Source organism: Mycobacterium sp. IS-1556 (genome assembly GCF_001499985.1).
In the GTDB taxonomy this organism is placed as follows: Bacteria; Actinomycetota; Actinomycetes; order Mycobacteriales; family Mycobacteriaceae; genus Mycobacterium.
Window position 1 is genome coordinate 1 of record NZ_LQIM01000038.1, and the last position, 22,116, is coordinate 22,116.

The following is a 22,116-nucleotide window of genomic DNA, read 5'->3' on the forward strand; positions in this document are numbered from 1 at the left end:
CCGGTGACAAGCGTCTGGTCGGCTACATCACCGGCAGCGCAGACCCGGGCGATATTCGCGCCCAGCTGTTGGATCGGTTGCCCGACTATCTGGTCCCGGCCACGGTGGTGCTACTCGACGCGCTGCCGCTGACCCCCAACGGCAAACTCGACACCCGCGCCCTGCCCGCACCCGAATACGCCGCCGGCGCATATCGCGCCCCCGCCAGCGCAATCGAAGACATCCTGGCCGGCATCTACGCCCAAGTACTCGGCCTACCACGCGTCGGAGTCGACGACTCCTTCTTCGACCTCGGCGGCGACAGCATCCTGTCGATGCAGGTAGTTGCTCGCGCGCGGGCAGTCGGAGTGCTTTGTCGACCACGCGACATCTTTGTCGAGCAGACGGTGGCCCGACTCGCCCGAGTCGCGGTGGTGGCCGACGGTGAGCCTACGGCCGATGAGGGTATCGGGCCGGTCACGCCCACTCCGATCATGCGCTGGCTGGCAGGCGTGGAGGGCCCGACCGACGAATTCAACCAGACGATGGTCGTGTCGGCCCCGGCTGGCGTGACCGACGCCGATGTGGTGGTGCTATTGCAGGCCCTGCTGGATCGGCACCCCATGTTGCGGTTGCGCGTGGACGACGACGGTGCAGGGAACTGGTCGCTTCAGGCGCCCGAGGCAGGTTCGGTCGATGCTCGCGGACGCCTCCATGCGGTCGAGATGCTCTCCGCTGAGGCGGTGGTGGCCGCGCGGTCACGGCTGGACCCGTCGGCTGGGGCGATGCTGAGTGCGCTGTGGGTGACGACCACAAACCAGCTGGTGCTGATCATCCATCACCTCGCCGTGGACGGGGTGTCGTGGCGAATCCTGTTAAAAGACCTCAATATTGCGTGGGCTCAGCATCAGCACCGGCAGCCGGTTGAGTTGCCGGCGGGCGGGACGTCGTTTGCCCGCTGGGCATCGTTGTTGGCAGGTCATGCGCATGACGCGGCCGTGGTGGAGCAGACCGACGCCTGGAAGCAGGTGGCGGCGGTGCCAGCACTGGTGCCGCCGGTGCAACCCGAGCGGGATACCTATGCCAATGCGGACCAGTTGTCAGCGACGCTGGATGGCGAGACCACTCGGCTGCTGATGGGCGAAGCGCCCGCGGCATTTCATGCCGGCATCCACGAAATCCTGTTGATCGCATTTGCTCTGGCGTGGTCGGAGTTCTTGGGCAACGGCAAGACACCGATCGGCATCGACGTCGAAGGCCACGGCCGGGTCGAGGAACTGGCCGGCGACGTCGACCTGTCCCGTTCGGTGGGATGGTTCACCACCAAGTACCCGGTGTCGATCACCGTCGGCGGTCTGCGCTGGGCACAGGTGACCGCGGGCGAGCCGGCGCTGGGCGCGCTGATCAAACATGCCAAAGAACAGTTGCGCGCTCTGCCCGACCCGCTGACCTACGGCCTGCTGCGCTACCTCAACCACGATGTCGACCTGCCCGAGTCGGAACCGTCGATCGGGTTCAACTATCTGGGACGACTGGGACCAGCCGCTGCCGTGGCGTCCGATGCGATCTGGCGGGTGGACCCAGACGGCCTGTCGGTCGCCGCCGCGGCGGCCGCAGCGGTACCGATGCCCCTCGCGCACACGGTGGAGCTCAACGCCGCCACCGTCGATACCGAGGAAGGTCCGCAGTTGCACGCCAATTGGACATGGGCGCCCTCTGCACTCAAGCGCGAAGAGATCAGTCTGATCAGCCAGTTGTTCTTCGACGCCCTGACCGGCGTCTGCGCACATGTGCAACGCGGTGGCGGCGGGCTGACGCCCTCCGATGTCGCTGTCTCGCTGAGCCAGCAGCAGATCGACGATCTCCAGAGGCAATATGCAGATCGCTGACGTACTGCCACTGACGCCCCTTCAGCAGGGGCTGCTCTTTCATGCCAGCACCGCGAGCGCCAGTGACGACGTGTACGCGGTGCAGCTGGATATCTCGGTCGCAGGCCCGCTCGACCCGGACCGGCTTCGCGACGCAGTGGATGCGGTGATCAACCGTCATCCGCACTTGGCCGCCCGCTTCCACGGAGAGTTCGACCAGCCAGTGCAGATCATCCCGGCCGACCCCACCGTGGAGTGGCGGTACGTCGTGCTGAAACCCGGCGCCGATGTCGACGAGCAAATTGCGCGGATGAGTGCGGACGAACGCGCTGCGGTCCGTGACCTGACCGACCGAGCGGCCTTCCGGGCCGCGTTGATCCGCACTGCACCAGACGCGCATCGGTTTGTGCTGACGAGTCACCACATCGTGATGGACGGCTGGTCGATGCCAGTGCTGCTACGCGAGATCTTCGCCAGCTATTACGGACAGCGGCTGCCCGCACCCGCGCCGTACCGCAGCTTCGTCACCTGGCTGGCCGGGCGAAACCACGCTGCGGCGCACGCGGCGTGGCGCGAGGCGCTGGCCGGTTTCGATGCGCCCACGTTGGTGGGCCCGGCAGACCGGTTGGGGTTGGGGCGCCGAGGCGTTGAGTCGTTCCGGATTCCCGAGGAGATCACTCAGGCGCTTGGGGACTTGGCGCGCTCACGCCACGCCACCGTCAACATCGTGCTGCAGGCCGCCTACGCGCACATGCTGATGTGGCTGACCGGTCAACGCGATGTCGCGTTCGGCGCGGTTGTGTCCGCTCGCCCCGCCGAGATCGTCGGCGCGGACGCAATGGTGGGGCTGTTGATCAACACAGTGCCGGTTCGTGCCCGCATCACGGCGACGACGACTACCAGCGATCTGATCGATCAGCTGCAAGCCGCTCACAACAACCTCCTCGAGCACCAGCACCTGGCGCTCAGCGACATCCATCGCATCACCGGCCATCAGCGACTGTTCGACACCCTCTTTGTGTACGAGAACTACCCGGTCGATGCCGCCGCGGTGTTGGGTAATCACGAGTTGGCCGTCACCGGCGCCAGCAGCCGCGAATACAACCACTATCCGCTGACGGTGCAAGCCCAGCCCGGACGTGAGATGGGCCTTCGCGTCGAATTCGACACCGACGTCTTCGATCCCGAGAGCATTGACGCGTTGATCACGCGGTTGACGCGGGTACTGGCGGTGATGACCACCGATCCCGACCGGCGGTTGTCGTCGATGGACCTGCTGAACGAGTGCGAGCATGTCCACCTAGACAGAATTGGTAACCGGTCGGTGTTGAGCAAGCCGGCGACGCCGGTGTCGATCCCGGCGTTGTTCACTGCGCGGGTCGCTCAGACACCGCATGCGGTGGCACTGTGGTCCAACGGGCGCTCGTGGACCTACCGAGAGGTCGAGGAGTTCGCAAATCGGTTGGCGCATCTGCTGACTGATCACTCGGTGGTCGCCGGGCAGTGCGTGGCGCTGTTACTGGAGCGGTCGGCCGAAGCGGTTGCGGCGATGCTGGCGACGCTCAAGGTCGGGGCGGCGTACCTGGCGATCGACCCGGCGCTCCCGGCGCCGCGAATCGAGTTCATGCTCACCGACGCCGTGCCGGCTGCCGTGCTCACCACTTCCGAATTAGCTTGGCGGCTAGATGGATTCGATACGGACATCATCGATGTCAGCGACCCGCGGATCGACAAGTACCCGACAACACCGTTGCCCGCGCCGAGCCCCGATGACATCGCCTACCTCATCTACACGTCGGGCACCACCGGGACCCCCAAAGGTGTCGCCATCGCCCAGCACAACCTGGCACACGTGGCGGAGTCAATGCCGACACACCTGCCGGATGAACAGGCGTGGACCCAATGCCATTCGTACGCCTTCGACTTCTCCGTGTGGGAGATTTGGGCAGCGCTGCTCAGTGGTGGTCGGCTGGTGGTCGTGCCCGAATCGGTTACGGCTTCCCCCAGAGACTTCCACGACATGCTCGTTGCCGAGCGTGTCAGTGTGCTGACCCAGACGCCGTCCGCGGTCGGGGTGCTCTCACCTGAGGGCCTGGATTCGACGGCGTTGCTGCTCGGCGGTGAGCCCTGTCCGGCCGACGTGTTGGATAGATGGGCGTCCGGGCGAGTGGTGATCAATGCCTACGGCCCAACCGAAGTCACCGTGTACGCGACGATGAGTGCGCCGCTGACACCGGGTCTGAGCGTCGTGCCCATCGGTGCGCCCGTGTCGACCGCGGCGTTGTTCGTGTTGGACGGATGGCTGCGGCCGGTCCCACCCGGGATGGTCGGCGAGCTGTATGTGGCCGGTCGCGGCGTGGGGGTGGGGTATGTACGCCGGCCCGCGCTGACCGGGTCGCGGTTTGTGGCGTGTCCGTTCGTCGGTGCGGGACCGCCAGGACAGCGGATGTACCGGACCGGCGACCTTGTGCGGTGGGACGCCGACGGGCAACTGCAGTATCTGGGCCGCGCTGACGAACAGGTCAAGATCCGCGGTTACCGCGTCGAGCTCGGTGAGGTACAAGCAGCTCTCGCCGGGATGGTCGGGGTGGACCAGGCGACGGTGGTCGCCCGCGAGGACCGCCCCGGCGACAAACGCCTCGTCGGCTACGTCACCGAGACCGCGGCCGGCGCGGCTGACCCCGCCGAGATACGCGTGCGGCTGGCCGAGCGGCTCCCGGCCTACATGGTCCCAGCGGCGGTGGTGGTGTTGGCCGCACTGCCGCTCACGGTCAACGGCAAATTGGACATCCGCGCCCTTCCGGCACCTGAATACACCGCCGGTGAGTATCGCGCACCGACCAGCGCGGTGGAAGAAATCCTCGTCGGCATCTACGCCCAGGTCCTCGGGATCGATCGCGTCGGGGTGGACGACTCGTTCTTCGAACTGGGCGGCGACAGCATCTCGTCGATGCGGCTGGCCGCGGCGATCAACGCGGCGCTGGACAGCGACCTCTCGGTACGCACGGTGTTCGAGGCTCCCACAATTGCGCAGTTGGCGCCGCGTATCGGTGTGGGTTCGCGCCGACTGGCGCCGTTGGTGGCGGTCGAGCGACCCGCGGTGGTTCCTTTGTCGTATGCCCAGCAGAGGTTGTGGTTCATCGACCAGTTGCAGGGGCCGTCGCCGGTGTACAACATGGCGACCGCATTGAGGTTGAGCGGCGGACTCGACGTCGAGGCGTTGCATGCGGCACTGGCCGACGTCGTGTGCCGCCATGAGAGCCTGCGCACGTTGTTCGTCGCGCCCGAGGGGTTGCCTCAGCAGCTGGTGATCCCGCCCGAACGTGCCGACTTCCGTTGGGATGTTGCTGACGCCAGCGGCTGGTCCCCGGCCCGTCTCGAAGAAGCAATCGACGCGGCGGTGCGGCACACCTTTGATTTGGCGACCGATATGCCCTTGTGGACAAAGCTTTTCCGGCTCGCTGATGATGAGCACGTGTTGGTGGCGGTCGTGCACCATATCGCCGCCGACGGCTGGTCGGTCGCGCCGTTGATGGCGGATCTGGCCGTGGCGTATGCCACCCGGTGTGCCGGACAGGGCCCCGATTGGGCGCCGTTGCCGGTTCAGTACGTCGATTACACGTTGTGGCAACGCGCCCAATTGGGGGATCTGGCCGATAGCGACAGCACCATCGCCGCGCAGGTGGCCTATTGGGAGCAAGCGCTGGCAGGAATGCCCGAGCGGCTGCAGCTGCCCACCGATCGGCCATATCCGCCGAATTCGGATCAGCGCGGCGCCACCGTGGCCGTGGGCTGGTCGGCGCAGTTGCAGCAGCGGGTGGCTCGGGTGGCCCGTGAGCACAACGCGACGAACTTCATGGTGGTTCAGGCCGCCCTGGCAGTGTTGCTGTCGAAGCTCACCGCTAATTCAGATGTGGCGGTAGGGTTTCCGATCGCCGGACGACGCGACCCAGCGCTCGACAAGCTGATCGGCTTTTTCGTCAACACCTTAGTGCTGCGGGTCGAGCTCGTCGGCGATCCCACTGTCGCTGAGCTGTTGGGCCAGGTGCGCCAACGTAGCCTGGCCGCCTACGAGAACCAGGACGTGCCCTTTGAAGTTCTTGTGGAGCGGCTCAATCCGAACCGATCACTCACCCACCAGCCCTTGGTTCAGGTGGTGTTGGCTTGGCAAGACTTCTCAACGCAGCCCGCGGCGGGGGCATTGGGAAATGTTCAAGTCACCCCGGTGCCGGTGGACACACGTTCTGCTCGGATGGATTTGACGTTTTCCCTGGGCGAACGGTTCACCGAAGTCGGGGAGCCGGCCGGAATCGGCGGTGCGGTGGAGTATCGGACCGACGTGTTCGACGCGGAAAGTATCGAGGCGCTGATCGAACGGCTGTCGCGGGTGCTGGAGGCGATGACCGCCGACCCGACGCGGCGGTTGTCATCGATCGATCTGCTCGACGAAACGGAGCACGTCCGGCTGGCCGAGATCGGCAACCGCGAGGTCCTGGCGCAAGCTTCGACACCGGCGTCGATACCGGCGCTGTTCGCCGAACAGGTGTGCCGTACCCCCGAGGCGGTCGCGGTCAGCTGCGAAAGCCGTTGTCTGACATATCGCGAGCTGGACGAGGCCGCTGATCGTCTGGCGCACCTGTTGGCCGGCGAGGGCGTGGCTGCGGGCGAATGTGTCGCACTGCTGTTGAACCGCTCCGTCGAGGCGGTCGTGTCGATTCTGGCGGTGCTGAAGACCGGGGCGGCATACCTGCCGATCGACCCGGTCGTGCCGGTGGCGCGAATGCAGTTCATGATCGCCGACGCCGCACCGCTCGTCGCGATCACCACCACGGGCTTGGCTGAGCGGCTGGCCGGGTGCGACGTCTCGGTCATCGCTGTCGACGACCTCCACATCGCCGGCCAACCCAGCGCGGCATTACCGGCACCGGATCCCGACGATCTCGCCCACATCATTTACACCTCGGGCACCACCGGTGTGCCCAAAGGTGTTGCCGTCACCCATCAGAACGTCACGCGGTTGTTCGACGCATTGGATGTCGGCGTGGACCTGGTGCCGGGGCAGGTCTGGACGCAGTCTCATTCGTTGGCTTTCGACTTCTCTGTGTGGGAGATCTGGGGCGCCTTGTTGTTCGGTGGGCGGCTGGTGGTGGTGCCCGAATCGGTCGCCCGCTCACCGGAGGACTTTCATGCCTTGCTGGTCACCGAGAAAGTCAGCGTTCTGAGTCAAACCCCGTCTGCGGTGGGGATGCTCTCACCCGAGGGTGTGGAATCCACGGCGTTGATGATCGCCGCTGAACCGTGTCCCATGGAGGTGGTGGACCGGTGGGCGGCCGGGCGGGTGATGATCAACGGCTACGGGCCGACGGAAACCACGGTGTACGCCACGATAAGCGCTCCGCTGCAACCGGATTCGGGGGCGGTGCCGATCGGGAAGCCGGTGCCCGGGGCGGCGTTGTTCGTGCTGGACCAATGGTTGCGACCAGTGCCGGCCGGAGTGGTCGGAGAGTTGTATGTGGCCGGTCGCGGCGTGGGGTGCGGATATTGGCGCCGGACCGGGCTGACCGGATCGCGGTTCGTGGCGTGCCCCTTCGTAGGCGCGGATGCGCCCGGACAGAGGATGTATCGCACCGGCGATCTGGTGCGGTGGGGCGCCGACGGGCAACTCCAGTATCTGGGACGCGCTGACGAGCAGGTCAAGATCCGCGGTTACCGCATCGAACTGGGTGAGGTGCAGGCCGTGTTGGCCGGGCTGGATGGGGTGGAGCAGGCGGTGGTGATCGCCCGCGAGGACCGCCCGGGAGACAAACGCTTGATTGGCTACATCACCGGGACAGCGGACGTGACCAGCGTTCGCGCCGCGATGGCCGAACGGTTGCCGGCCTACATGGTGCCCGCCGCGGTTGTCGCGATCGAGGCGCTGCCACTGACGGTGAACGGCAAACTCGACAAACGCGCTCTGCCAGCGCCGGAATACATTGACGCCGAACACTTCCGAGCCCCCGGCAACGCGGTCGAGGAGATCTTGGCCGGCATCTACGCCCAAGTGCTGGGATTGGAGCGCGTCGGCGTGGACGACTCGTTCTTCGATCTGGGTGGCGACAGCATCTTGTCGATGCAGGTGGTGGCGCGCGCGCGAGCCGTCGGATTGCGTTGTCGGCCACGCGATGTGTTCGTCGAGCAGACCGTGGCCCGACTGGCCCGCGTGGCCGAGGTGGCCGACGGTGAGGCCGATGTGGTCGATCCGGGCATTGGACCGATAGCGGCGACCCCGATCATGCGCTGGCTGGCAAGTGTGGACGGCCCTGTCGACGAGTTCAACCAGACGGTGTTGGTGTCGGCTCCGGCGGGGGTGTCTGAGCCCGACGTGGTGGTGGTGCTGCAGGCGCTTCTGGATCGGCATGCCATGTTGCGGCTGCGCGTCGATCGCGACGTCGACGGCGAGTGGTCGTTGACGGTGCCCGAAGTCGGAGCGGTGGATGCCCTGACGTGCCTGCGAACCGTCGATGAGTTGTCCGACGAGGTGCTGGTGGCCGCCCGCTCGCGGTTGAATCCGGCTGCAGGGCTGATGCTCAGCGCGCTGTGGGTGGCCTCGGCGCGCCAGCTCGTGCTGATCATTCACCACCTGGCCATCGACGGCGTCTCGTGGCGAATTGTCCTGGAGGATCTCAACTTTGCCTGGGCCCAGCACCACAGCGGACAGCCCGTGAAGTTGCCGGCGGGCGGGACGTCTTTCGCCCGGTGGGCGTCGCTGCTGGCCGAGTATGCCCGTGCCGACAAGGTGGTGAACCATGCGGCGGCGTGGAAGCAGGTTGCGGCAGCACCAGCAGCGTTGCCGGCAATACGACCCGACCTCGATACGTATGCCAGTGCCGGCCATCTGTCGGTGTCGCTGGATGCGGAGACGACCCGGTTGCTCTTGGGGGAGGTGACAGCGGCATTCCACGCGGGCATCCAGGAGGTCCTGCTGATCGCCCTGGGGTTGGCATGGTCGGAGTTCGTGGGCAACGGCGCTGTGCCGATCGGCATCGATGTCGAGGGCCATGGGCGAGACGAGGAGTTGGCCGCAGGAGTTGACCTGTCGCGCACGGTGGGCTGGTTCACCACCAAGTATCCCGTGTCGATGAGCATCGGTGGCCTGCGCTGGGCACAGGTGATCGCCGGCGAGCCGTCGCTGGGGGCCTCGATCAAGGACGCCAAAGAACAGCTGCGCGCCCTGCCCGATCCGCTGACCTATGGTCTGCTGCGCTACCTGAATCCTGACGTCGACCTGCCCGAGTCGGACCCCTCAATCGGGTTCAACTACCTCGGCCGCCTGGGCGGCGCGGCCGGCGAGACATCCAGTGGCCTGTGGCGTGTCGACCATGACGACATGTCGCTGACCGCCGCCGCCACGGCAGTGCCCATGCCCTTGGCGCACACCGTGGAACTCAACGCCGGCACCCTCGACACCGAGGCCGGCCCGCAGCTGCACGCCAATTGGACGTGGGCACCCTCGGTGCTGGATCGTGCCCGAGTCAGCCGGCTGAGCAAGTTGTGGTTCGACGCACTGGCCGGCATCTGCGTCCATGTGCGACGGGGCGGTGGCGGGTTGACACCATCGGATATCGCCCCGGCGCGGCTGAGTCAACATCAAATCGACTATCTCGCAGGGCAATACGAACTCGTCGACATCTTGCCGTTGACCCCGCTGCAGCAGGGCCTGCTCTTCCATGCCAGCACGGCGCAGCACAACCGTGACGACGTGTACGCCGTGCAACTGGATATCGCGTTGAGCGGTCATCTCGACTCCGACCGACTGCGTGATGCGGTGCGTACGGTGGTTCACCGCCATCCCAATTTGGCGGCCCGTTTCTGCTCCCAGTTCGACGAGCCGGTGCAGATCATCCCCGCCGATCCAGTGACCGCGTGGCGCTACGCCGAAGTGAACACCCACGACGTCGACGCAGAGATGCAGCAGCTGTGCGCTGCCGAACGCGCCGCGGTCTGCGATCTGGCCGACGGACCGCCGTTCCGGGCGGCATTGATCCGCACCGCCCCCGAGACGCACCGGTTGGTGCTGACCAACCACCACATCGTGCTCGACGGATGGTCGCTGCCGATCCTGCTCGGCGAGATCTTCGCCAGCTATCAGGGTCAGCGACTCCCCGCGGCTGCGCCGTATCGCAGGTTCGTCACCTGGCTGGCCGATCGAGACCTCGACGCCGCCCTTAACGCCTGGCGTGAGGTGCTCGCCGGCTTTGACACCCCCACTCTCGTGGGACCCGCTCAACGGCTGGGGATGGGCACCCGCGGTATTGCATCGTCTCGACTGTCCGAAGAAACCACACGGGCTGTCACCGAGCTCGCCCGCTCACGCCGCACCACCGTCAACACCGTGCTGCAAGGAGCCTTCGCAAAACTCCTGGCTTGGCTGACCGGCCAGCACGACGTCGCTTTCGGCACCGCAGTCTCCGGTAGACCGGTAGACGTCGTCGGTGCGGAATCCATGGTCGGCCTGTTCATCAACACCGTGCCGGTGCGGGCGAAAATCACGCCCACAACCACCACCGCCGAGCTGCTGGACCAACTGCAGCGCGCCCACAACGACACCGTTGACCACCAACACCTGGCGCTCAGCGAAATCCACCGGATCACGGGTCAGGAGCAGCTTTTCGACACGCTGTTCGTCTACGAGAACTACCCGATCGACACCGCCACCATGTCGGGCGACCACGACGTGGTCGTCACCGCGTTCGCCAGCCGCGAATACAACCATTACCCGCTGACAGTGCAAGCCACGCCAGGTGCCCAACTGGGCATCCGCGTCGAGTACGACACCGACGTATTCGACGCCGCCGGCATCGACGCGTTGATCGAGCGGCTGCAGCGCGTGTTGGCGGCGATGACCGCCGAGCCCGTCCGGCCACTTTCGTCGGTGGATCTGCTCGACGAAAGTGAACACGCCCGCCTGGAAGGATGGAGTAATCGGGCGGTGCTGACCCAGCACGAACCCTCGTCGATGTCTATTCCGGGGTTGTTCGCCGCGCGAGTGGCCCAGACTCCGGATGCGGTGGCGGTGACCTTCGACAGTCACGCTATGACGTATCGAGAGCTGGACGAGGCTGCCAACCGGTTGGCGCAGCTGTTGGTCGGCCACGGCGCGGGTCCGGGTGAGACTGTGGCGCTGCTGGTTTCGCGGTCCGCCGAGGCGATTGTGGCGATCCTGGCGGTGCTCAAGACCGGTGCGGCGTATCTGCCGATCGACCCGGCGTTGCCGGCGGCACGGATCGACTTCATGATCGCTGATGCGGCGCCGATGGCCGCGGTCACCACAGCGGGCCTCGCCGAGCGGCTGAGTGGGCATGACCTCGTCGTCATCGACACCGCCGCCTCCGCCGTGAGGAGCCAGTCCGCCGCGGCGCCACCGGCGCCGGCCGCCGACGATGTCGCCTACTTCATCTACACCTCCGGCACGACCGGTGTGCCCAAGGGCGTGGCGATCACTCATCGCAACGTCATCGAGCTGCTGGCGTCGCTGAATAACGACGTCGATCGCGCGGGCGTGTGGTCGCAGTGGCATTCCTACGCCTTCGACGTCTCGGTGTGTGAGATCTGGGGTGCCCTGCTGGGTGGTGGGCGGCTGGTCGTGGTGCCCGAGCCGGTGACCCGTTCGCCAGACGACTTCCACGCCCTGCTCGTCGGTGAATCGGTCAGCGTGTTGAGTCAGACGCCGTCGGCGTTCTACGCGTTGCAAACCGCCGACGTGCGGCAGGACGACCCGGGCCAGCAGTTGGAACTGGAAGCTGTGCTGTTCGCCGGCGAAGCGCTTGACCCGCAACGTCTTCGGCCATGGCTGGACAAACATCCCGAGTCCCCACGTCTGTTGAACCTGTACGGCACAACCGAGACGACGGTGCATGCCTCACTCCGGCAGATCGTCGACGGCGATGCCACCAGCAACGTCAGCCCCATCGGTATTCCGTTGGCCCATCTTGGCTTTTTTGTGCTCGACAGATGGTTGCGTCCGGTTCCGGCCGGGGTGGTCGGTGAGTTGTATGTGGCCGGTTCCGGGCTCGGATTGGGGTATTGGCGTCGAGCCGGATTGACCTCGGCGCGGTTTGTGGCGTGTCCGTTCGCAGGAGCGGGGGCGCCAGGACAACGGATGTACCGCACCGGAGACCTGGTCTCTTGGGGCTCTGACGGGCAGCTGCGGTATCTCGGACGCGCCGACGAACAGGTCAAGATCCGCGGGTATCGCATTGAACTCGGCGAAATCCAGACCGCCTTGACTGCGGTGGACGGCGTCGAGCAGGCGGTAGTGATCGCCCGCGAAGACCGCCCCGGCGACAAGCGGTTGGTGGGTTATGTCACCGGCACTGCCGATCCGGTCGAGGTGCGCAGTGCGCTGACCGACCGGCTTCCCGCCTACATGCTGCCCGCGGCCATAGTGGCGATCGAGGCGCTACCGATGACGGTCAACGGCAAACTCGACAAACGCGCCCTGCCGGCACCGGAGTACGCCACCGGCGGGTACCGCGCCCCGGCTAACGCCGTCGAGGAGATTCTGGCCGGCATCTACGCCCAGGTGCTCGGGCACGCGCGGGTCGGCGTCGACGACTCGTTCTTTGACCTTGGCGGCGATTCGCTGCTGGCGATGAGGGTGATCAACGCCGTCAATACGGGACTGGACGCTCGCCTCGAGGTGCGCACTTTGTTCGACGCGCCCACGGTTGCTCAGTTGGCGCAGCGGGTCGGTGAGGGCTCGCAACGGCGTAAGCCGTTGGAGGCGCGACAACGACCCGCGGTCGTACCGTTGTCCTTCGCACAGAGCCGGTTGTGGTTTTTGAACCGGTTTGAGGGTGGGGTGGCGACTTACAACATGCCGACTGCCTTCCGGATTGGTGGGGCGCTTGATGTGGGGGCGTTGGATGCGGCGCTCGATGATGTGATTGCGCGGCATGAGTCGTTGCGCACGGTGTTTCCTGAGGTTGATGGTGTGCCGTTCCAGAAGGTGTTGCCCGCGCAGGTGGGGATGTGGCGGCGTGGGGGCGCGGCGGTGGTGTCGTTGGCCGAGGGCGATGTGGTCGGTGAAGTGGTGGCGTTGGCGGGGTATCGGTTTGATTTGGCCGATGAGATCCCGGTTCGTGCGCAGATCTTTGCGGTGGGTGCTGAGCAGTATGTGTTGGCGATTGTGGTGCATCACATCGCTTTTGACGGCTGGTCGACGGTTCCGATGGTGCGTGATGTGGCCCAGGCGTATGGAGCGCGCCGTCTGGGTCGGGCTCCGGATTGGGTGCCGTTGGGGGTGCAGTATGCCGATTATGCGTTGTGGCAGCGGGATTGGTTGGGGGTCGAGTCTGATCCGGACAGTGTGATCTCGGGTCAGTTGGCGTACTGGCGGCAGGAGTTGGCTGATCTGCCGGAGGTGGTGTCGTTGCCGGCTGATCGGCCGCGCCCGCCGGTGCCCAGTTATCGCGGTGATGAGGTGCAGTTGCGCGTTGATCCGGAGTTGTGGGCCGGGCTCAAACGGGTGGCTGCAGCGCATAATGCGACGGCGTCGATGGTGTTGCAGGCTGTGGTGGCGGTGGTGTTGCACCGGGCCGGGGCTGGTGAGGACGTGGCGTTGGGCACGCCGATCGCTGGGCGGATGGATCAGTCGTTGGATGAGCTGGTCGGGTTTTTCGTCAACACCTGGGTGTTGCGGGTGGGGGTGAGCTCGGGGCAGCGGTTCAGCGAGGTGCTCGAGCAGGTGCGGCATAAGGCGCTGGATGCCTACAGCAATCAGGATGTGCCGTTCGAGCGGCTGGTCGAGCAGCTCAACCCGGTGCGTTCCACGTCGCATCATCCACTGTTCCAAGTTCTGATGGTGTTCCAGAACAACGTGCGCCCCGAAATGGTCACGTTCGACGGGGTCAGCGTCGACGGACTCGCCGCGTCAACCCGTTCCGCGAAGTTCGACCTGGACATCCAGCTGGGTGAGATGCCCGGCCAGGATCCGGATGCGCCGATGGCTGCGGGGATGGTGACCTATGCCAGGGATCTGTATGAGCGTTCCACTATCGAGCGGTTGGTGGGTTGGTTCGGTCGGGTGGTCGAGGCGGTGGTGGCTGATGCCTCGGTGGTGATCGGCGAGGTGGCGTTGCTCGATGGTGGTGAGCGTGATCTGGTGCTGGCGCAGTGGTCGGGTGCTGGGGTGGTCGCGCCGGTGGGGGTGGCCCCGCAGGTGTTGGCCATGGCGGTGGCTGCTGATCCAGATGGCGTGGCGGTGCTCGATGGTGGCCGGCGGGTGTCGTATCGCGAGCTTGATGAGTGGTCGACTCGGGTGGCGCGGGTGCTGATCGAGGTGGGGGTGGGTCCCGAGCGTGCGGTGGGTGTGGCGGTGGATCGGTGTGCGGAGTTGGTGGTTGCGTGGTGGGCGGTGGTCAAGGCCGGTGGGGTGTATGTGCCGGTGGATCGGGGCCATCCGGTGGAGCGCATCGCCACGGTGCTCGATGCTGCGGGTGCGGTGTGTGTGGTGACGATGGGTGCGGATTCGGTGGCGGGGGCGGGCTCGCGTCCGGTGTTGCGTCTGGATGAGTTGGATGTGTCGGGGCGCAGTGTTGATCCGATCTCCGATGCTGATCGGTTGGCCCCGTTGGGGCCCGACAGTGGGGCCTATGTGATCTTCACTTCGGGGTCCACCGGTGTGCCCAAGGGGGTGGTGGTCAGCCACGCCGGTCTGCTGGGTTTGGCGGCGGCGCAGCGGGAAACGTTCGGGTTGGGCGCCGGGTCGCGGGTGTTGATGGTCGCCGCACCCACCTTCGACGCCTCGGTGTTCGAGGTGATCCTGGCCGCCGGACCAGGGGCGGCGTTGGTGGTGGCCGCGCCGGATGCCTATGCCGGGGAGGCGTTGACCGCGGTGCTGCATGACCATCGGGTCGATGCGGCGGTATTGACTCCGACGGTGCTGGCGACGCTCGATCGAACCCAGCTCGACGGACTGGGCACGCTGATCACGGCCGGGGAGGCGTGTGCGGGGGAGGTGGTGGCCGCCTGGGCGCCGGGACGGCGGATGTTCAACGCATATGGTCCGAGCGAGACCACCGTCTGGGCGACGTGCACCGCACCACTGTCGGCGGGACAGCGCGTGGACATCGGCGCTCCGATTGCGGGTGTGTGTGCGTTGGTGTTGGATGCGCGGTTGCATCCGGCTCCGGTCGGGGTGGTGGGTGAGTTGTATCTGGGTGGGCCGGCGGTGGCGCGTGGTTATGTGGGTCGGGCGGGGTTGACCGCTGAGCGGTTTGTGGCCAATCCGTATGGGGATGGCGGGGCGCGGATGTATCGCAGCGGGGATCTGGTGCGGTGGACCTCGGCGGGCACGTTGGAGTATCTGGGCCGCGCCGACACCCAGGTCAAGCTGCGTGGGCAGCGCATCGAGTTGGGCGAGATCGAAAACAGCTTGCTGGGCTGCCCGCAGGTCACCCACGCCGCAGCCACCGTGCATCAAGGCACCGCCGGCTCACACCTGGTGGCCTATGTGACCCTGGAGCAGGCGAGTAGTGCTGGTGATGATGCCGGGATTGTCGAGCAGTGGCATCACGTTTATGACGAGTTGTATGACGCCCAGCTCGAGGTGCCGGGTTTCGGGATGGATTTTCGGGGTTGGAACAGTAGCTACACCGGTGAGTCGATTCCTGTTGAGCAGATGCAGCAGTGGCGTTCGGCGATTGTGGATCGGGTTTTGGCGCTGCGGCCGCGGCGGGTGTTGGAGATCGGGGTGGGGTCGGGGTTGGTGTTGTCTCAGGTCGCCCCGGAGTGTGAACAGTATTGGGGCACCGACTTTTCCGCGCCGACCATTGAGACGTTGCAGGCGGCGGTGGCCGCGCAACCGTGGGGGGATCGGGTGCGGTTGCGGGTGCAGCGCGCCGATGTCAGCGAGGGTCTGCCGCCGGGGTTCTTTGACACCATCATCGTCAACTCGGTGGTGCAGTATTTCCCCAGCGCGGCTTATTTGACTCAGGTGATCGACACCGCGGTCGAGTTGTTGGCCCCCGGTGGGGCGTTGGTCATCGGCGATGTGCGCAATCACAGTCTGCAGGGGGCGTTTCACACCGGTGTCGCGTTGGCGCGCACTGAGAACATTGAGCGCACCGATGCCGCCGAGATCCGTCAGCGGGTCCAGCGCGCCGTCGTCGGTGAACCCGAATTGTTGTTGGCGCCGGAGTTTTTCACCACCTGGGCTGCGGCGCATCCGGCGGTGGCCGGGCTCGACATTCAGGTCAAACGGGGATCGGCCGATAACGAGTTGACCCGCTACCGCTATGACGTTGTGGTGCACAAGGATCCCACCGTGGCGCACTCGCTGGCCGCAGTGCCCGTCTGGGAGTGGACGCGATGCGCCGGGCTCAGTGGGTTGCATGCGGAGTTGGTGTCGCAACGTCGCGAGGCGGTGCGGGTCACCGAGATTCCGCGTGCCGGGGTGATCGTCGACGTGGGTGTCGAACAGGGCTTGGCCGCCGGGCTGACGCTGACCGAGGCACTGGCGGTGCCCGCTGCTGATGCGGTCACCGCCGAGCAATTGCACCAACTGGGCGAGGCGGCCGGCTATCGCGTCGCGGTCACCTGGGGTGCTCAGCCCGGCACCTTGGATGCGGTCTTCATCGATTCCGCCGCGGTCGGGTGCGAGTCGGCGTTGACCGATCTGTACCTGCCCCACCCCGAGACCGGCGAGCGCAGCGCACACGCCAACGACCCGCAAACCAACACCAAGATCAGCGCGGTGCGCCAACAGTTGAGCGCGCGGTTGCCCGAGTACATGGTGCCCACCCAGATCATGGTGCTCGACGAGTTCCCCATGACGTCCTCGGGCAAGATCGACCGCCGGGCCCTGCCCGCCCCGGTGTTTTCCACCGCCAGTTTCCGCGCCCCGCAAACACCGACCGAAAAAACCGTCGCCGAAATCTTCGCCGACGTCCTGGGCCTCGACCGCGCCGGACTCGACGACGACTTCTTCGCCCTCGGAGGAGACTCACTGGTCGCTACTCGCGTGAGTACTCGACTGCAGTTGGCATTGGGTCGGGAGGTTCCCGTCCGATACCTGTTTGACGCGTCCACCGTCGGGGCTCTCGCAGAGTATCTGGATTGCCATCGTGGCGGCCCTGCCCGCCCGCCGCTGCAGGTGATGCCGCGCCCGGAGCAGATCCCATTGTCCTATGCCCAGCAACGGTTGTGGTTTTTGAACCGGTTCGAGGGTGGGGTGGCGACTTACAACATCCCGATCGCATTGCGGATTGGTGGGGCGCTTGATGTGGGGGCGTTGGATGCGGCGCTCGATGATGTGATTGCGCGGCATGAGTCGTTGCGCACGGTGTTTCCTGAGGTTGATGGTGTGCCGTTCCAGAAGGTGTTGCCCGCGCAGGTGGGGATGTGGCGGCGTGGGGGCGCGGCGGTGGTGTCGTTGGCCGAGGGCGATGTGGTCGGTGAAGTGGTGGCGTTGGCGGGGTATCGGTTTGATTTGGCCGATGAGATCCCGGTTCGTGCGCAGATCTTTGCGGTGGGTGCTGAGCAGTATGTGTTGGCGATTGTGGTGCATCACATCGCTTTTGACGGCTGGTCGACGGTTCCGATGGTGCGTGATGTGGCCCAGGCGTATGGAGCGCGCCGTCTGGGTCGGGCTCCGGATTGGGTGCCGTTGGGGGTGCAGTATGCCGATTATGCGTTGTGGCAGCGGGATTGGTTGGGGGTCGAGTCTGATCCGGACAGTGTGATCTCGGGTCAGTTGGCGTACTGGCGGCAGGAGTTGGCTGATCTGCCGGAGGTGGTGTCGTTGCCGGCTGATCGGCCGCGCCCGCCGGTGCCCAGTTATCGCGGTGATGAGGTGCAGTTGCGCGTTGATCCGGAGTTGTGGGCCGGGCTCAAACGGGTGGCTGCAGCGCATAATGCGACGGCGTCGATGGTGTTGCAGGCTGTGGTGGCGGTGGTGTTGCACCGGGCCGGGGCTGGTGAGGACGTGGCGTTGGGCACGCCGATCGCTGGGCGGATGGATCAGTCGTTGGATGAGCTGGTCGGGTTTTTCGTCAACACCTGGGTGTTGCGGGTGGGGGTGAGCTCGGGGCAGCGGTTCAGCGAGGTGCTCGAGCAGGTGCGGCATAAGGCGCTGGATGCCTACAGCAATCAGGATGTGCCGTTCGAGCGGCTGGTCGAGCAGCTCAACCCGGTGCGTTCCACGTCGCATCATCCACTGTTCCAAGTTCTGATGGTGTTCCAGAACAACGTGCGCCCCGAAATGGTCACGTTCGACGGGGTCAGCGTCGACGGACTCGCCGCGTCAACCCGTTCCGCGAAGTTCGACCTGGACATCCAGCTGGGTGAGATGCCCGGCCAGGATCCGGATGCGCCGATGGCTGCGGGGATGGTGACCTATGCCAGGGATCTGTATGAGCGTTCCACTATCGAGCGGTTGGTGGGTTGGTTCGGTCGGGTGGTCGAGGCGGTGGTGGCTGATGCCTCGGTGGTGATCGGCGAGGTGGCGTTGCTCGATGGTGGTGAGCGTGATCTGGTGCTGGCGCAGTGGTCGGGTGCTGGGGTGGTCGCGCCGGTGGGGGTGGCCCCGCAGGTGTTGGCCATGGCGGTGGCTGCTGATCCAGATGGCGTGGCGGTGCTCGATGGTGGCCGGCGGGTGTCGTATCGCGAGCTTGATGAGTGGTCGACTCGGGTGGCGCGGGTGCTGATCGAGGTGGGGGTGGGTCCCGAGCGTGCGGTGGGTGTGGCGGTGGATCGGTGTGCGGAGTTGGTGGTTGCGTGGTGGGCGGTGGTCAAGGCCGGTGGGGTGTATGTGCCGGTGGATCGGGGCCATCCGGTGGAGCGCATCGCCACGGTGCTCGATGCTGCGGGTGCGGTGTGTGTGGTGACGATGGGTGCGGATTCGGTGGCGGGGGCGGGCTCGCGTCCGGTGTTGCGTCTGGATGAGTTGGATGTGTCGGGGCGCAGTGTTGATCCGATCTCCGATGCTGATCGGTTGGCCCCGTTGGGGCCCGACAGTGGGGCCTATGTGATCTTCACTTCGGGGTCCACCGGTGTGCCCAAGGGGGTGGTGGTCAGCCACGCCGGTCTGCTGGGTTTGGCGGCGGCGCAGCGGGAAACGTTCGGGTTGGGCGCCGGGTCGCGGGTGTTGATGGTCGCCGCACCCACCTTCGACGCCTCGGTGTTCGAGGTGATCCTGGCCGCCGGACCAGGGGCGGCGTTGGTGGTGGCCGCGCCGGATGCCTATGCCGGGGAGGCGTTGACCGCGGTGCTGCATGACCATCGGGTCGATGCGGCGGTATTGACTCCGACGGTGCTGGCGACGCTCGATCGAACCCAGCTCGACGGACTGGGCACGCTGATCACGGCCGGGGAGGCGTGTGCGGGGGAGGTGGTGGCCGCCTGGGCGCCGGGACGGCGGATGTTCAACGCATATGGTCCGAGCGAGACCACCGTCTGGGCGACGTGCACCGCACCACTGTCGGCGGGACAGCGCGTGGACATCGGCGCTCCGATTGCGGGTGTGTGTGCGTTGGTGTTGGATGCGCGGTTGCATCCGGCTCCGGTCGGGGTGGTGGGTGAGTTGTATCTGGGTGGGCCGGCGGTGGCGCGTGGTTATGTGGGTCGGGCGGGGTTGACCGCTGAGCGGTTTGTGGCCAATCCGTATGGGGATGGCGGGGCGCGGATGTATCGCAGCGGGGATCTGGTGCGGTGGACCTCGGCGGGCACGTTGGAGTATCTGGGCCGCGCCGACACCCAGGTCAAGCTGCGTGGGCAGCGCATCGAGTTGGGCGAGATCGAAAACAGCTTGCTGGGCTGCCCGCAGGTCACCCACGCCGCAGCCACCGTGCATCAAGGCACCGCCGGCTCACACCTGGTGGCCTATGTGACCCTGGAGCAGGCGAGTAGTGCTGGTGATGATGCCGGGATTGTCGAGCAGTGGCATCACGTTTATGACGAGTTGTATGACGCCCAGCTCGAGGTGCCGGGTTTCGGGATGGATTTTCGGGGTTGGAACAGTAGCTACACCGGTGAGTCGATTCCTGTTGAGCAGATGCAGCAGTGGCGTTCGGCGATTGTGGATCGGGTTTTGGCGCTGCGGCCGCGGCGGGTGTTGGAGATCGGGGTGGGGTCGGGGTTGGTGTTGTCTCAGGTCGCCCCGGAGTGTGAACAGTATTGGGGCACCGACTTTTCCGCGCCGACCATTGAGACGTTGCAGGCGGCGGTGGCCGCGCAACCGTGGGGGGATCGGGTGCGGTTGCGGGTGCAGCGCGCCGATGTCAGCGAGGGTCTGCCGCCGGGGTTCTTTGACACCATCATCGTCAACTCGGTGGTGCAGTATTTCCCCAGCGCGGCTTATTTGACTCAGGTGATCGACACCGCGGTCGAGTTGTTGGCCCCCGGTGGGGCGTTGGTCATCGGCGATGTGCGCAATCACAGTCTGCAGGGGGCGTTTCACACCGGTGTCGCGTTGGCGCGCACTGAGAACATTGAGCGCACCGATGCCGCCGAGATCCGTCAGCGGGTCCAGCGCGCCGTCGTCGGTGAACCCGAATTGTTGTTGGCGCCGGAGTTTTTCACCACCTGGGCTGCGGCGCATCCGGCGGTGGCCGGGCTCGACATTCAGGTCAAACGGGGATCGGCCGATAACGAGTTGACCCGCTACCGCTATGACGTTGTGGTGCACAAGGATCCCACCGTGGCGCACTCGCTGGCCGCAGTGCCCGTCTGGGAGTGGACGCGATGCGCCGGGCTCAGTGGGTTGCATGCGGAGTTGGTGTCGCAACGTCGCGAGGCGGTGCGGGTCACCGAGATTCCGCGTGCCGGGGTGATCGTCGACGTGGGTGTCGAACAGGGCTTGGCCGCCGGGCTGACGCTGACCGAGGCACTGGCGGTGCCCGCTGCTGATGCGGTCACCGCCGAGCAATTGCACCAACTGGGCGAGGCGGCCGGCTATCGCGTCGCGGTCACCTGGGGTGCTCAGCCCGGCACCTTGGATGCGGTCTTCATCGATTCCGCCGCGGTCGGGTGCGAGTCGGCGTTGACCGATCTGTACCTGCCCCACCCCGAGACCGGCGAGCGCAGCGCACACGCCAACGACCCGCAAACCAACACCAAGATCAGCGCGGTGCGCCAACAGTTGAGCGCGCGGTTGCCCGAGTACATGGTGCCCACCCAGATCATGGTGCTCGACGAGTTCCCCATGACGTCCTCGGGCAAGATCGACCGCCGGGCCCTGCCCGCCCCGGTGTTTTCCACCGCCAGTTTCCGCGCCCCGCAAACACCGACCGAAAAAACCGTCGCCGAAATCTTCGCCGACGTCCTGGGCCTCGACCGCGCCGGACTCGACGACGACTTCTTCGCCCTCGGAGGAGACTCACTGTCAGCGATGCGCCTGATCGCGGCGATCAGGTCCTCGCTCGGTACCGATCTTTCGGTACCCACCGTGTTCGAGGCACCCACGGTCAAGAGCCTGAGTCAGCGGCTGGACACAGATGCCGTTTCCGTTGAAGTCGCACCGGTCCAGACTCTCAAACCGGGCACGGGCGCACCGCTGTTCTGTATCCATGCCGGGGGTGGGGTGAGTTGGGCGTACCACGCTCTCGGCATCTCTCTGGACTGCCCGATCATCGGAATTCAACAAGTCCTGGACAGCGGAGAAGTCGAACCGCGGACAATTCGCGAGATGGCGAAGAACTATGCGGACCGGATTCAAAAGGCTTGTCCGACAGGGCCGTATAATCTTCTCGGCTGGTCTTTTGGAGGAGTCGTCGCCCAAGAAGTCGCCATCGAACTTCAGCGTCGCGGATCTGAGATCAGCCGTCTCATCCTTCTCGACGCCCAGCCCAGTGCCGGCGGGACCGTCACCCTGCCGGACCAAGACTTCGGCCAGGAAGACATGCTTGAAGCAGTGTTGCGGCTGTGCAATATCGACGTCCCAGCACAAGACGAGCCGCTTACCTACGAGCAGGTCGAAGAACTGCTTCGCGAGCACGCCTCCGTGGAGTTCAGCCGATACAAGTATCTCCGGGATCTGATCGTCAACAACATCAACACCAACGTGGAGTTGTATCGGACCCACGAACCGGGCGTTTTCGACGGCGATATGACCGTGTTCTCCGCGGTGCAAGGAGAGCCGTCGTCTGCGTCGCAGAACTGGTCCCCGTTTGTAGCCGGCGACATCACCGAGTACTCGGTCGACTGCACCCATGAGAACATGCTGACCGCCGAATCGGTCAGCCTGTATGGCCAACAACTCCGACGTTCACTTGAAGCTGAAGCCACATAA

The 22,116-nt window shown here is 65.7% G+C and carries 2 protein-coding genes; both read left to right on the plus strand.

Features of this window, described 5'->3' with window-relative positions; translation table 11 throughout:
* Positions 1 to 1,868, plus strand: a 1,868-nt coding sequence (locus tag AU187_RS25530) for a condensation domain-containing protein (RefSeq protein ID WP_231740272.1), incomplete at its 5' end; no start/stop codon positions are given.
* Positions 1,855 to 22,116 carry a non-ribosomal peptide synthetase gene (locus tag AU187_RS18395; RefSeq protein WP_059167164.1) on the plus strand — a complete coding sequence of 6,754 codons (20,262 nt, stop codon included), beginning with the start codon at positions 1,855 to 1,857 and terminating at the stop codon, positions 22,114 to 22,116. The genes AU187_RS25530 and AU187_RS18395, both read left to right, overlap by 14 nt.